13 protein-coding genes are annotated in these 13,204 nt (G+C 45.6%); 5 read left to right on the top strand and 8 right to left on the bottom strand.

Annotated elements, in window-relative coordinates:
* Positions 1–8: 8 nt before the first annotated feature.
* The 5 genes from ACZ5KY_RS02150 to ACZ5KY_RS02130 all read left to right on the top strand — a co-directional run bounded on the left by ACZ5KY_RS02150 (position 9) and on the right by ACZ5KY_RS02130 (position 6,270).
* A complete protein-coding gene (locus ACZ5KY_RS02150; RefSeq protein ID WP_464242264.1) occupies positions 9–1,601 on the top strand; it encodes an NADH-quinone oxidoreductase subunit M in 1,593 nt (530 codons plus the stop codon).
* Between the two features lie 72 nt (positions 1,602–1,673).
* Complete coding sequence (locus ACZ5KY_RS02145; protein ID WP_464242263.1) at positions 1,674–3,134, top strand: NADH-quinone oxidoreductase subunit N; 1,461 nt, start codon at positions 1,674–1,676, stop codon at positions 3,132–3,134.
* A gap of 60 nt (positions 3,135–3,194) precedes the next feature.
* The gene (locus ACZ5KY_RS02140; RefSeq protein WP_464242262.1) at positions 3,195–4,544 is read left to right on the top strand and encodes a UbiD family decarboxylase; all 1,350 of its coding nucleotides are present in this window, start codon (positions 3,195–3,197) and stop codon (positions 4,542–4,544) included.
* Positions 4,545–4,570: 26 nt separating this feature from the next.
* A complete protein-coding gene (locus ACZ5KY_RS02135; RefSeq protein ID WP_464242261.1) occupies positions 4,571–5,293 on the top strand; it encodes a 16S rRNA (uracil(1498)-N(3))-methyltransferase in 723 nt (240 codons plus the stop codon).
* Positions 5,294–5,664: 371 nt separating this feature from the next.
* Positions 5,665–6,270 carry a nitroreductase family protein gene (locus ACZ5KY_RS02130; RefSeq protein WP_464242260.1) on the top strand — a complete coding sequence of 202 codons (606 nt, stop codon included), beginning with the start codon at positions 5,665–5,667 and terminating at the stop codon, positions 6,268–6,270.
* Positions 6,271–6,353: 83 nt separating this feature from the next.
* Here the strand turns inward: ACZ5KY_RS02130 and ACZ5KY_RS02125 are convergent, their stop codons facing one another.
* From ACZ5KY_RS02125 to ACZ5KY_RS02090, 8 genes are read right to left on the bottom strand one after another with little or no spacing between them, the layout of a single operon-like run.
* Positions 6,354–8,096, bottom strand: a complete 1,743-nt coding sequence (locus ACZ5KY_RS02125; protein WP_464242259.1) for a proton-conducting transporter transmembrane domain-containing protein — start codon at positions 8,094–8,096, stop codon at positions 6,354–6,356.
* Positions 8,086–8,310, bottom strand: a complete 225-nt coding sequence (locus tag ACZ5KY_RS02120; RefSeq protein ID WP_464242258.1) for a hypothetical protein — start codon at positions 8,308–8,310, stop codon at positions 8,086–8,088. Before ACZ5KY_RS02120 ends, ACZ5KY_RS02125 begins: the two co-directional genes overlap by 11 nt.
* Entirely contained in the window at positions 8,307–9,773 is a 1,467-nt protein-coding gene (locus ACZ5KY_RS02115; RefSeq protein ID WP_464242257.1) for a monovalent cation/H+ antiporter subunit D family protein, read from the bottom strand. Before ACZ5KY_RS02115 ends, ACZ5KY_RS02120 begins: the two co-directional genes overlap by 4 nt.
* Positions 9,773–11,254 (bottom strand): monovalent cation/H+ antiporter subunit D family protein, encoded by a 1,482-nt coding sequence (locus ACZ5KY_RS02110; protein ID WP_464242256.1) that lies wholly within the window; start codon positions 11,252–11,254, stop codon positions 9,773–9,775. The genes ACZ5KY_RS02115 and ACZ5KY_RS02110 overlap by 1 nt, the downstream gene beginning before the upstream one ends.
* Positions 11,251–11,622 (bottom strand): cation:proton antiporter subunit C, encoded by a 372-nt coding sequence (locus ACZ5KY_RS02105; protein ID WP_464242255.1) that lies wholly within the window; start codon positions 11,620–11,622, stop codon positions 11,251–11,253. The genes ACZ5KY_RS02110 and ACZ5KY_RS02105 overlap by 4 nt, the downstream gene beginning before the upstream one ends.
* Positions 11,619–12,608 (bottom strand): DUF4040 domain-containing protein, encoded by a 990-nt coding sequence (locus tag ACZ5KY_RS02100; protein WP_464242254.1) that lies wholly within the window; start codon positions 12,606–12,608, stop codon positions 11,619–11,621. The genes ACZ5KY_RS02105 and ACZ5KY_RS02100 overlap by 4 nt, the downstream gene beginning before the upstream one ends.
* Complete coding sequence (gene mnhG, locus ACZ5KY_RS02095; RefSeq protein ID WP_464242253.1) at positions 12,608–12,925, bottom strand: monovalent cation/H(+) antiporter subunit G; 318 nt, start codon at positions 12,923–12,925, stop codon at positions 12,608–12,610. The genes ACZ5KY_RS02100 and mnhG overlap by 1 nt, the downstream gene beginning before the upstream one ends.
* A complete protein-coding gene (locus tag ACZ5KY_RS02090; protein WP_464242252.1) occupies positions 12,925–13,200 on the bottom strand; it encodes an MrpF/PhaF family protein in 276 nt (91 codons plus the stop codon). Before ACZ5KY_RS02090 ends, mnhG begins: the two co-directional genes overlap by 1 nt.
* Positions 13,201–13,204 lie beyond the last annotated feature (4 nt).

Here is a 13,204-nt window from a genome sequence, read left to right as displayed (position 1 = left end):
AACTTATAATGTCAGAACATCTTCTCAGTCTGATGACATTCTTCCCAATCTTAGGCATGCTGATTGTTCTCATGCTACCTAAGAATAATGGCGGTTTGCTTAAAGGTGCGACACTGGTTGTCACACTGATTACATTTGCTATCAGCATGCCTTTAGCTCTTGATCCTGTATTCAAGACATCAGGTGCGATGCACTATAAAGAGTTTGCTGAGTGGATCCATGTCGGCAATTACTTTCAGATGAACTACAATGTTGGTATTGATGGAATCAGCCTTTGGTTGGTGATGTTAACCACATTTATTATGCCTATCGCTGTCTTGTCAACGTGGCAAGCTGTAACGAAATACGTTAAAGGTTACATGGCGTTGCTGCTGTTACTTGAAACTGCGATGCTTGGCGCATTTATCTCCCTCGATCTGTTCCTGTTTTACATCTTCTGGGAATTGATGTTGATCCCAATGTATTTCATGATTGGTATTTGGGGTGGTGCGAACCGTATTTATGCCGCGGTTAAATTCTTCATTTACACGGCTGTTGGTTCACTGTTGATGTTGGTAGCGATCATCTATATCTACTACACTGCGGTTAATTCAGGCATGGATATTAGTGGCTTTAGTATTGCGGATTTCTATAATCTGTCACTTGATTTGGCGCTGCAAAAATGGTTGTTCCTTGCCTTTGCACTTAGCTTCGCGATTAAAGTCCCCATGTTCCCTGTTCATACTTGGCTTGCCGATGCTCATACCGAAGCACCAACTGCAGGTTCCGTCATCTTAGCTGCGGTGATGTTGAAAATGGGTACTTATGGTTATGTTCGTTTTGCTATGCCACTGTTCCCAGAAGCATTAGATTACTATCTTCCTTATCTTGCCGGTTTAGCTGTTATCGGTATTGTTTATGGCGCCTTAGTTGCCATGATGCAGAAGGATGTGAAAAAACTAGTTGCTTATTCATCGATATCTCACCTTGGTTTTGTCATGTTGGGTATTTTCGCCTTAAATACCATTGGTATGAGTGGTGCCGTTTTACAAATGATCAACCACGGTATTTCGACTGGCGCATTATTCCTTATCGTTGGATTTATCTATGAGCGTCGCCATACCCGTTTGATCAGTGACTTTGGTGGACTGTCAAAACAGATGCCTGTTTTCGCCACGATCTTCATGATTGTCACCCTCTCATCTATTGGTTTACCGGGGACAAATGGGTTTGTTGGCGAATTTATGATTCTGTTGGGCGCATTCCAAAGTGAGTTACGTTGGTTTGCTGTCGTTGCAACATCGGGTGTTATCCTTGCCGCTGTCTACATGTTGTGGATGTTTCAACGTGTCATGTTTGGCAAGCTAGATAATCCTAAAAATCAGAATTTAAAAGATCTTTCTATCCGTGAGCTGTGCGTGATTGCACCGCTACTCATTTTCATATTCTGGATCGGTGTTTACCCTAATACGTTCCTAGAGAAAATGAATCCTGCCGTAGATCAATTGATTGAGCAGGTCACTGGTGAGAAACCTCAGATCGTCATTCCTGTTGCTCCAGCAGCGGTTGATGGCCATGCGGTACAGCACCTCGAGGTTCCTGCACACGGGCAGCATCACTAACGGATTTTTAGTTCAGTACGGTTAACTTTAATCATGACTTTGCGTTAAACCGCTTCTAAAGGAGCATCTTACATGGAAAATCTGGTGCAAACTGCCATGCAAAATGTAAATTTTGCAGCCATCATGCCTTCAATAGTTCTGGCATGTTTCAGCATGGCCTTGCTATTAATCAATGCTTTTTCTCGCCGTGGCGCGACTGCACATGTTGCCGGAATTAGCTTGTTGGCCCTCGTCGTGACGGGTTTCTCTGCACTCTCTGCATGGAATAACCCACAGGTCGGTTTTGCTGGACATGTTGTTCTCGATAATTATGCTATCTTTTTTACCTTTGTATTTCTTATTTCCGCTGCATTGACGGTTCTTATGTCTGATGCTTACCTGAAGCGCGAAGGTTATCCGATCGGTGAGTTTTACTCTTTAATCTTATTCAGTACCGTTGGTGCCATGATTATGGCATCTGGTACTGACTTGATGACGATCTTCCTTGGTTTGGAAGTTCTTTCGGTCGCACTGTATGTTTTGGCTGGTTTTTTTCGCGGCCAGAAAAAATCAAACGAAGCAGGACTCAAGTACTTTTTGCTTGGTGCCTTTTCCACCGGTTTTTTACTCTACGGTATGGCACTGATTTACGGTGTGGCTGGAACAACAAACCTTGTCGATATTAGCAAGCACTTTGCGATGTCTCCACAGTCGGCAACAAACCCTGTGGCGATTGCAGGTATGATGTTGATGGCAACAGGCTTTCTGTTCAAAATAGCTATCGCTCCATTCCATATGTGGGCACCTGATGTTTATGAAGGCTCACCGACACCTATTACAGCATTTATGAGTGCTGGGCCTAAAGCCGCTGCCTTTGCTGCATTTATGCGTATCTTTCTTGTCAGCCTTTCTTCAATGCAGGCTACATGGGAAGCAGCTTTCTGGGTTCTAGCAGTATTAACCATGATCGCTGGTAACTTCTTAGCGTTAAATCAACAGAATCTAAAGCGGATGCTCGCATATTCCTCCATTGCTCATGCAGGTTATGCAATGGTTGGTCTGGTTGCGGCAAATGCGATTGGTATCTCTGGTGTTCTCTATTATATGCTCGCTTACAGTTTTATGAATATCGGTGCTTTTGCGGTATTGGTACTTATCGGTAAGAAGGGTGAGGAGAATCTGACCTTAGATGGAATTCGTGGTTTCGGTTATAAGCGTCCGCTGCTTGGTGTGCTGCTGACCATCTGCTTATTCTCTTTAATGGGTATTCCACCTTCAGCAGGATTCAGTGGCAAGTTTTACATCTTTGCAGGTGCGCTAAATGCGGGCTTTGTTTGGCTTGCTATCTTAGGTGTGTTGAACTCTGCAGTTTCACTTTATTACTACCTACGTGTTATGGTTGCCATGTACTTTAAAGATCCTGAAGAGGACTTTGAGTGGATTAAACTAACACCTGGTGCTACGATCTGTATCGTAATCTCAGTAATAGCTGTTTTATATATGGGTATTTTACCGAGCGGCATCATGTCATTAGCTCGACAAGCATTATTGTAGTCGATCTTAAAATTGACAAAAAGGCCTCGGTTTTACCGGGGCCTTTTTTTATGGAATTTTATGAAATTTCGGTGCTGTATTGATTCACTTCAAAATAATGGCGAACTGAAAGAGATCACTGCTTCCGTATCTCCACACCTGGAGATGGCTGCGATTGTGAAACGGATGATTAAACAATCACCTTTTTCTCCAGCGCTGTTGTTTCGTTCTATTGAAGAATCTTCCTTTTCATGCGTGGCAAACTTTTTCGGCACCCCAGTTAGAATATCAATGATCCTGTCAGGAAATGATGGGGTAAGCCTAGCTCAGCGTATGGCACAATTGGATGACTCTCTCGATAGTTTCTCATCGTTTATGAGTTGGTTGTCGGCAGTGGTTGAATTTGAACCAAAGAAGGTTAGTCCTCCCGAGATGATCCGTCTGGATGATTTTACTGACCTGCCTGCAATCAAGGTTTGGCCTGATGATGCGGGTCATTACTTGTCCCTAGCTGTGGTCATTAGCCAAACGCGACAGGGTCAACGGGTTAACTGCGGTATTTATCGCGTACAAATTCATGGGTCGCACCAAGCAACGATCCATTTTCGTCCTGGATCCGATGGTCAGAAGATCTTTTCTGAGTATCAGAAGTATAACGAATCGATGCCTATTACGATTGTTTTAGGTTGCGATCCGGCATTAATGTTTGCTGCGGTTTTCCCCCTTGGTTCTCACACCAGTGAGTTTTGTTTTGCCAGTTATATTCAGCAAGAGCCTGTCTCTTTTTATTGTAGTGAATTAAGTTCATTGCCAATACCGACACCCAGTGAAGTCGTGATTCAGGGATCGCTGGATCCTGCAATGACTTTACCTGAAGGCCCTTTTGGTAATCATGAGGGCTACTATAGTGATATTGAGCAGTGCCCAGTATTCAATCTCGAACGGATTGAATCGCGTCGTGATGCAGTGATCCCAACAACAATGGTTGGCGGGCCACCAACTGAGAATATGGTTCTTGGTTCTTACCTGTCTCAGTTAATCATCCCCTTGGTTAAACGGCAAATCCCGCAGGTGTTGGAAGTCTTTATGCCGCCAGAGACTGTTTTTCATGGCTGCGCTTTTATTCAATTGCGAGTAGATGATCAGCTTGAAACCGTTAAGCAACAGGTCCAAGCTCATCCATTATTTGTTCACAGCAAATTTCTTGTTTTTGTTGATGGCGAAATCGATGTTAACCAACCTCAGGAACTTTTTTGGCGGGTAATAAATCATTATCGTCATAGTGGGTTTAAATTGAATAGTGCGAGTTCTGAGCAGATTGTCATCGATACGACGGGACGTTGCTTTACTCAGAATCAACGTTTACATCCGAGTACTGAAATTGAAAAAAAAGTCTCTTCTCGGTGGCATGAATTAGGACTAGACTCCTAAATTTGTAACAAAGGATCGGTAGAACTATGAATCTTATTATCTTGTATCCTTCAGATTACACTGTTGATGGGCGAGTACGGTTGAATGACTATCGACACAAGCATGTTGTCGAGGTTTTAAAGGCTCAAGTGGGAGAAAAGATACGTGTAGGTGATCTCAATGGTTGCATGGGCTTAGGCTCCATTCTGGCATTAACTGAGCAACTACTTGAAATGTCAGTTGTTTGTGATGATGACCCGCCACAAGCTGCTCCATTGAATTTGGTGTTAGCCCTGCCAAGACCTAAGGTTTTTAAACGCATTTTGATCACCGCAACCACTCTTGGAATCAAAAGGATTTGTCTGATCAATAGTTGGCGTGTAGATAAAAGCTACTGGGGCAGTCCGTGTTTAGCTCCAGATGAAATTAATAGGCAATTGATTACAGGATTAGAACAGGCCCGCGATACCGTACTGCCAGTTGTGACCCTTCATTCACGCTTTAAGCCCTTTGTTGAAGATGAATTACAAAACATTGCTGGGGGGGGATCCTGCTTTGTGGCCCACCCACATAATGCCAAGCCTTGTCCTCAGTTTCCTTTTCGCTCAGCAGAACAGATGGTTACGGTTGCCGTCGGGCCAGAAGGGGGCTTTATTGACTATGAAGTGGACAAGTTTATTGAGTGCAATTTTACCCCTATCGAAATCGGAGCGCGTATTCTTCGAGTCGAAACAGCCATTACCAAATTAACTAGCTTGCTTGTTGAGTAAATATTTCACTATTTATATTCGCTCCAGTATAGATATGCGATGAGAATTGTTAAATGAAATTTTAACATTATTTCAGTTAGTTATTGTTCTATTTACCTTCTTGCCTACTTAACCCGCAGTAGTAAGGCCCCAGAGATTATCACTATAATGGTAATCTTTGCAAAAAAAAGATTGCATAAGATGAAAACAAACGCTATTCTATTTTTGGTATTGGAAATTGGGGCCTGTTTTATTTTGGTAAGGCTTACCGTGTCAGCCGGAGTCAGTTGCCAAAATAGAACAATAAGGCAAGGTATGTTTGGTATTGGATGCCGTAACAGTAAAATGGGTACTGTTCTGGTTATACCAGCTGGCAAGAAAGGAATATCGTCATGACTGATTGTGCATTAAGTAACTGTGACTTCAGAGGCTTGATTGAAAAGACACGTAATTACCACTATTTTGTTGAGTCTGAAAAGGTAACAGAGGAGTTGTTGCGTAAGTTAGTTGATTATGCGCGGCTTGCACCGTCGACGAGTAACATGAATATGCAGCCACTGCGTTACCTTTTGTCGTGTGAGGAAGAGCGCAACGAGGCAATCTTTGAGACCCTTGCATGGCAAGGCTATCTACGTGGTTGGGGCGGCCCAATTAAGGGTGTTAAGCCAACGGGTTATATTGTTGTTCTTGGTGATAAAACGGTTTGTAGTAGTTATGTCGCCGATCAAGGTATTGTGGCTCAATCGATCTTGCTTGGTGCTACGCATAATGGTCTTGGTGGCTGTATTGCGGCAAAAGTGCAGCGGCGTAAGTTACGCGAAGCACTAGATCTTCCAACTCGTTATGAGATTCTTCTTGTTGTCGCTATTGGTAAGCCTGGCGAGGAGATTGTTCTTGAACCTCAAGAGGCTGGTGCGGATGGTTATGGTTGGCACGATGAAGCTGGTAACTATCATCTGCCTAAGCGTAGCCTTGACAGTGTGATATTAAAATATTAACCGAATGATTTGTCTAATTGTTTACAATGGCCCCTCAGAGTTTTCTCTGGGGGGCCATCTTTGTTAGAACAAAATAAAAACGGTTAACCAGATAAACTTTGCTGAATAAACATCGATAATGAACGACTTTGTAGTGTGTACAGGATGACATAGCTGGCCAATATTAATGCAACCCATAACGCGATACTGCCTGTTGGCCACGAACGCGCTAAAATGCCTCGTGGGCCGTGATAGCGAAATAAAAACATAAAACTGCGCACTAAAGCTGAGACAAAAATATCACGGGCCTGAGCACCAATATCAAACAAGGTTAAGATGATATTGTTCCAAAGGCTTAGTAACGGACGACGAAACAGCCAGTCAAAATCCAATTGAACCACTACGTGCGTGGCCGGTTGTGGCACAAAGCAGAAAAAAAGTAATGCTGCTGGAATAAGTAGTTGGAATTGTTCGATAACATGGCTAAGTGTGTAGGGGTGGTACGGCTGATGTGGTGGCAACATTGAATAAAATTGCTGAGGTAAAAAGCCAATCAATAAACAGATTGCTGCGCCACAACACATCGCAAAAATAGAAGTCATGTTTGGGTCATGACCCGCTTCAATAGCCTCAGATTGCTGAGGCTGAAAAAAAGTGAGCCATGGGAAACGTACTCCAGCATTAAAAACAACCGCTGCTGAACAGCCTGTTAAGATAAGCCATGTCCACGTTAAGTGTTGCTCTGTTGCCGACTGAAGAATAAGCGATTTAGTAATAAAGCTCGATGTCAGCGGAACTCCCATGCTGGCTGCAGCGCCAATGACAACACACCCTGTTGTCCATGGCATCTTGCGGAATAGGTTGCCCAATTGATCTCCATGCTGTTTACCAACACTTAACAGCACGCTGCCCGCTGTCATAAGCAGTACGGTTTTATACAAAATATGGGCAAAGGCGTGGGCTGTTGCGCCATGAATCGCTATTTCACTGCCAATGCCCACCGCAACCACCATAAAACCAACTTGATTAACAATGCTATACGCAAGAATTCGGCGAATATTGTTTTCTCGCAATGCATAAATCACCCCATAAATGGCCATGTAGAGGCCAATAGGGATAAGAATCTGTTCACCGGCAAAATAGGCAATGAGAACATATACGGCAGTTTTGGTCGTAAAGGCCGAAAGGAATACCATCCCTGTTGGGCTCGATGACGGATAGGCATCGGCAATCCAATGTGAAAAGGGCGGGGCACCAGCATTGATAAGAAATCCAGCTAATACGAGCCAGCGCGCAACGCCCGCTGCTGGGAGCATACCAATAGCTAAACTTGAGCCTGTAATGGCAATCCCCGCAATCCCAGCTAGTAAGATCACTCCGCCCGCTAAGTGAATTAACAGATAGCGTAACCCTGCTTGCCACGATTGTTGAGTTCTATGAGACCAAATTACAATCGTTGATGTGATTGCCATCAGTTCCCAAAAGAAGAAAAGACTGATGAGGTCGCCACACAAGGTAACGCTTATTGCACTGCCGGCATAAATGAATGCACTCGCTAACTCCGAGCGACTTGCCGATGCTAAGGCAAACAGGCCGCCGAGCCATAGTGCAATAATAAAAGCGCAGGCAAACATGCGCCCAGTGGCAGTGATGTGGAGAATGTCAAGATTGAAACTGGCCACCGAAACAGTAAGGTGCAAACCTATGGGTAATGACCACAGTTGCCACAGCGCAATAAGTGGTGAAATAAACACAACCATTCGTTGTTGCCAGCCAGAAAAAAACGAAAGCAGTAACCCTGCGACAATAACTAGCAGACCTGGTGTGAGCAGAAGATTAGCGGTCATAGTAATCCTCCTTGCGGCTTAGTAAGGGAGCTAGTGCTCGTGCAAGGGCGATGAAAACAATCCCGGCGCCGAGGCTGATGAGTAGATAAAGGCCAAAGTGAGGTAAAAACGACACTTCTGCGTGATGATGTATCATCAGATCCAGCGCCGCTAAAATCAGCGTTAATAGTGCAAGGGTGACAATGATACGCCGAGGCACAGCTATTTTTTTCATCGGCCAACTCCTGGAAGTTGAGCGGCCAACTCGAGTGGAATCTGTGGCCAGAAGAAAAGGATCAATGTTAGCAGGGCTGTTGTCGTTAGGGCCAATACCATTGTCCATGGTGCTTCGCCGTGAGGGTGTGCTGGTGCTTCGTCCTCTTTTTTGAAGAATGCGGCATAAACGATAGGGATGAAATAGCCCGTATTAAGTAGAGTGCTTAAAAGCAATACGGCAATAATGGGCACACTATTGACACTTAGAGCGCCTTGTAGCAGATACCACTTTGAGATAAAACCCGCAGCAGGTGGTAAGCCGATCATTGAGAGTGAGGCGATGGCAAAGGCAGCCATTGTCCACGGCATGCGCTGACCAATGCCATTAAGTTCACTGACCTTTGTTTTGTGCGCTGCGGTGTAAATGGCTCCTGCTGCAAAAAATAGAGTGATTTTGCCAAAGGCATGAGCAGTAATGTGCAGTACGGCTGCCGTGATTGAGTGCGGGGTTAAAATTGCCACCGCTAACGTGATGTACGACAGTTGACTGATGGTCGAGTAGGCCAGGCGGCGTTTTAAATTGTCTTGGCGTAAGGCAATAATGGAGGCTGAAATAATAGTAAAGGAAGCCAGCCCGATCAAAACTGAATTGCTGCCAGTGGTGATTAAAAGCTGTGGGCCAAAAATATAAAGAACAATTTTCACCATACAGAACACTCCCGCTTTCACAACGGCAACCGCATGGAGTAAGGCACTGACGGGTGTTGGCGCAACCATCGCTTCGGGAAGCCAACGGTGTATTGGCATCAACGCCGCTTTGCCAATGCCAAAGGCGTACAGGAGCAACAATAGAACGACTAAGCTGGGATCAATGGCACCAGCAAGAATTCCGCCAGGGGTAAAGGTGGTAGTGCCAGTAAGATGCCACGTCCAGATGATTGCTGGTAACAGCAAGCCGACCGAAGTGCTGATCAGGATACCGAGATAGTAACGGCCACCACTGACGGCATCATGATCTTCATTGTGAGTGACCAGCGGATAGGTGGAAAGGGTTAGCATTTCGTAAAACAGAAACAGAGTGATGAGGTTACCCGATAACGCAATACCCATCGTACTGGCCAAGGCGAGAGCAAAACAGATATACAGTCGAGTTTGGTTTCTTTCTTTATTACCGCGCATGTAACCGATGGTGTACACCGAGGTGATGAGCCACAGTAAGCTGGCAATTCCCGCAAAAAGGAGCCCTAGGGGTTCGAGGCACAGTTGAAGTTGTAGCCCTGGTAACGGTTCAGCGAGGATGATAGGCGCATGATTGAGGGCATCGGGACGCTGAAATATAGCCACCACCAGACAAAAAAGTCCTGTCGCGGTACTCAGTGTTACCGCTTCACGCAAATTCGGAAATTTCGCGCTGGCTGCAATAAACAATGCACCACAGGCTGGCAATAAAATACATAATTGGATGAGGGTTTCAGTTGTCATCAGATTCCCCCTATTAATAGCGTTGCCGCCCGCTGAGCGAATGTGATCGGGATACTGGTGTCGATGCCAAAATAGATGTTGGCAATGACAAGGGTCCACATCGGGATCAACAGTGACAAGGGCGCTTCACCAGCATCCTCTTCGTTTTCATGGGAGGGGTTGAAATAGGCGGTTTCGACTACGCGCCAAATGTAGACAACAGCCAACAACGAGCCGAGCAAAATCAAGATGATGACATCCCACCAGCCATTTTCAAGCGCCGCCTTAACCAGATACCATTTACTGATAAAGCCAGCGGTCATGGGTACGCCCATTAAACTTAATCCACCGACGACAAAGGCGGCCATCGTCCACGGCATTTTTCTACCGAGACCTCGAAAGTCGTTGATGTAAACTGAGCCGACGCGATAACTCACTGCACCCATCACCATAAACAGGAGTCCTTTCATCATCGCATGATTAAACATGTGGAGAATCCCTGCGGTGAGCCCAGTTTTGGTGGCAAAGCTGATGCCAAGGATCATATATCCAATTTGCGCAACGCTTGAATATGCGAGCATCCGTTTAATATCGTACTGGAAAATAGCCACTATCGAGGCGACAACAATTGCTGCTAACGCAGGAATTAGGATGATTTTTCCCAGAGTCATTTGGAAAATGGTTCCGTTGCCAATGACGCCAAAGCAGAAGCGTAGCAACATATAGATGGCTACCTTGGTTGCTGTGGCAGCTAAGAAAATTGTGACCACTGATGGTGCATAACTGTAGGCGTTTGGAAGCCATAGGTGGAGTGGAAATAATGCCAGCTTTAAGCTTAAGCCGACGGTTAAAAACGCAAAGGCGGTGAGGAGTGTGCGATTCCCGCTGCCTAAAATATCGTTTACCCTTAATTGATACGCCATGTCTTGAATATTGAGTGTACCTGTTAGGCTGTAGAGCAAGCCGATGCCGATGAGGATAAAGGTCGCACCAATGGTGCCCATAATGAGGTACTGGTAGGCTGCTGTTAACGCGCGTCGTCGTGGTCCCATGCCAATGAGGGCGTAGGAGGATAACGAAGAGAGTTCGAGGAAAACATACATGTTAAAGGCATCACCCGTTACGGTGATACCGAGTAAGCCTGTTATGCATATTAGCAATAGACTGTAAAAGTAGGGCTGGGTTGGACTGTCGATCTCCATTTCGACGCTTTTTCTGGCATAAAGCAACACCAGAGCGCTCATTCCTGAAACAATCAGCAACACAAAGGCGTTCAGGGTGTCAATGTAATAGGTGATCCCCCAGGGAGCAGGCCAGCCGCCGATATTGTAGCTTAGAGGGCCGATTGTGGTGACATGGATGGCCAGTAAAATACTGACACAAAAACTGGCCCACGTGGCAATGAGAGCGATAGACCATGCCATCTGTTTGGTGCGAAAAAGAAGGCACAGTGGCGCAGCAAGCAGGGGGATGACAACTTGAGCAACGGGTAAATGGATCATAGCGAGTCATCCTTAGCGCGAATTTCATCCTCTTCAATGGTTCCGTAACGCTCGTTGATGCGAACTGTTAAGGCTAGACCGACGGCGGTGGTCGCCACACCGACAACAATTGCTGTAAGAATTAAAACATGGGGTAATGGGTTTGAGTAAAGTTGTGGCGCTGATGATGACAACGAAGCCTCGGTTAATATCGGTGCGGTTGCCCCTTTAATTTTACCCATGGAGATATAGAGTAAAAAAACCGATGTAGAAAAAATATTGAGCCCAATTAGTTTTTTGATGAGATTGCCGCGTGAGATCACCACGTAAAATCCTGACATCATCAAGAAAACGGCACCCCAATAGTTATAGTGTCCTATCCATGTCATGATGAATGTCTCCCGCGCGAGCTGAATGCGTAGAACATCATCACCATAATGGCAAAAACGGTCGTCCCAACGCCAAGTTCAATCAGAAAAATCCCTAAGTGTTGGCCGTCAACAGGTCGACTGGCGAGAGTATTATAGTCAAGGAAGTTGCCACCGTTGATGATACAGAGAATTCCGACACCGATATAGAGGATTAAGCCCGCAGCGCCAAGTATTCGTAAAACTGTTGGACTGATGACGCGCATGGCGGTATCAAGGCCAAAAATTAAGCTGTAGAGGATGATGCCACTGGCAAAGATAACACCTGCTTGAAATCCTCCGCCGGGGCCATAGTCACCATGAAATTGAACGTACAGGGCAAAGAGTAAGATCAGTGGGATAAACATTTTGCCGATAATGCGCAAAACAAGGTGATCATGTAGTGTTGCTGGTTGAGTGGTTGCTATGTTTCGTTGTTCATTCTTTTTGCGCGGTGCACTTAGCAGTGCTACGAGAGCAATCCCCGCAGTGAAGATCACGGCTGTTTCCCCCAACGTATCGTAGCCACGGTAACTGGCTAAAACCGAAGTGACCATGTTTGGCGGCCCAACTTCGAGGGGAGATTGTTGAATATAGCGCGGTGCTACATGGAGGTGAATGGCTGCATCGGGGGTGCCAAAAGCAGGGAGATCCATGGTGCCATAAATGAGAACCGAACCCGTCACTAATACAACAAGTAGAGCAATAAATGGCTGATATGGTGGCCGTTTTTCGTGGGAATTTGTTTGCCCCATCGCGCCAAGAAGGAGAATTGTCGAGATCCCGGTACCCACTGCTGCCTCGGTAAATGCGACGTCAACGGCATCCATGGTGACAAATAGGCACGCCGACAGCAAGCTGAAAATCCCCAAAAGCATAATGCCGCAAAACAGTTTACGGATATGGATAATCGCCATGGATGTGATGCACAAAAAAGTGAGCAGGACGATATCAATGGTCGTTTCCATTAACGTTTATCCTCTCTGCCGAGTAGTGGTTCTAGGCCTCGGCTTCGAGCTGTTTTTGCCAAGGCATGGGTTGCGGTTGTGCTGCTTAATACAAGAAAAAAGAAGATGAAACATAGTTTAACGGTGGCTAAGGTGAAGCCACTTTGTAGCATAAGGCCAAACAATATGAGAAAAGCGCAGGCTGAATCAGTAACGCTGCTGGCGTGTAGTCGGGTGTAAAAATCAGGTAGGCGATAGATGCCGAATCCACCTGTAATGCCTAAGAAACACCCTGCCGTCAAACACAGCGCTGTAATGATGTCGATTGTCGAGGTCATCATCCCTCCATATTGTCGGTTGGCGTGGACGTCTGCTGCTCGAAATAACGTAATACGGCGATGGTACTTAAAAAATTGACCAAAGCGTAAACCAGTGCAATGTCAAGGAAGTCGGGCCGATTGGTTAAAAAGCCGATAACGGAGATAAGCAAAACCGTTTTAGTGCCAAACATATTGACCGATAACAGACGATCAAAGGCCGTCGGTCCCAGAATTGCTCTGATCAGTGCTAGTCCCATCACCACAAGGATGGCAAGTGAAGCTGCCGCATACATAATG

The sequence above is a fragment of the Desulfuromonas svalbardensis genome (genome assembly GCF_055389415.1).
Note: the sequence above shows the minus strand (reverse complement) of the source record. Positions and strands in the feature narration are given on the sequence as shown.

Excerpts from the sequence above, each read along its gene's own strand:
- ACZ5KY_RS02150 (WP_464242264.1), top strand. The coding sequence starts at position 9 with ATGTCAGAACATCTTCTCAGTCTGATGACATTCTTCCCAATCTTAGGC.
- ACZ5KY_RS02145 (WP_464242263.1), top strand. The coding sequence starts at position 1,674 with ATGGAAAATCTGGTGCAAACTGCCATGCAAAATGTAAATTTTGCAGCC.
- ACZ5KY_RS02140 (WP_464242262.1), top strand. The coding sequence starts at position 3,195 with ATGAAATTTCGGTGCTGTATTGATTCACTTCAAAATAATGGCGAACTG.
- ACZ5KY_RS02135 (WP_464242261.1), top strand. The coding sequence starts at position 4,571 with ATGAATCTTATTATCTTGTATCCTTCAGATTACACTGTTGATGGGCGA.
- ACZ5KY_RS02130 (WP_464242260.1), top strand. The coding sequence starts at position 5,665 with ATGACTGATTGTGCATTAAGTAACTGTGACTTCAGAGGCTTGATTGAA.
- ACZ5KY_RS02125 (WP_464242259.1), bottom strand. The coding sequence starts at position 8,096 with ATGACCGCTAATCTTCTGCTCACACCAGGTCTGCTAGTTATTGTCGCA.
- ACZ5KY_RS02120 (WP_464242258.1), bottom strand. The coding sequence starts at position 8,310 with ATGAAAAAAATAGCTGTGCCTCGGCGTATCATTGTCACCCTTGCACTA.
- ACZ5KY_RS02115 (WP_464242257.1), bottom strand. The coding sequence starts at position 9,773 with ATGACAACTGAAACCCTCATCCAATTATGTATTTTATTGCCAGCCTGT.
- ACZ5KY_RS02110 (WP_464242256.1), bottom strand. The coding sequence starts at position 11,254 with ATGATCCATTTACCCGTTGCTCAAGTTGTCATCCCCCTGCTTGCTGCG.
- ACZ5KY_RS02105 (WP_464242255.1), bottom strand. The coding sequence starts at position 11,622 with ATGACATGGATAGGACACTATAACTATTGGGGTGCCGTTTTCTTGATG.
- ACZ5KY_RS02100 (WP_464242254.1), bottom strand. The coding sequence starts at position 12,608 with ATGGAAACGACCATTGATATCGTCCTGCTCACTTTTTTGTGCATCACA.
- mnhG (WP_464242253.1), bottom strand. The coding sequence starts at position 12,925 with ATGACCTCGACAATCGACATCATTACAGCGCTGTGTTTGACGGCAGGG.
- ACZ5KY_RS02090 (WP_464242252.1), bottom strand. The coding sequence starts at position 13,200 with ATGTATGCGGCAGCTTCACTTGCCATCCTTGTGGTGATGGGACTAGCA.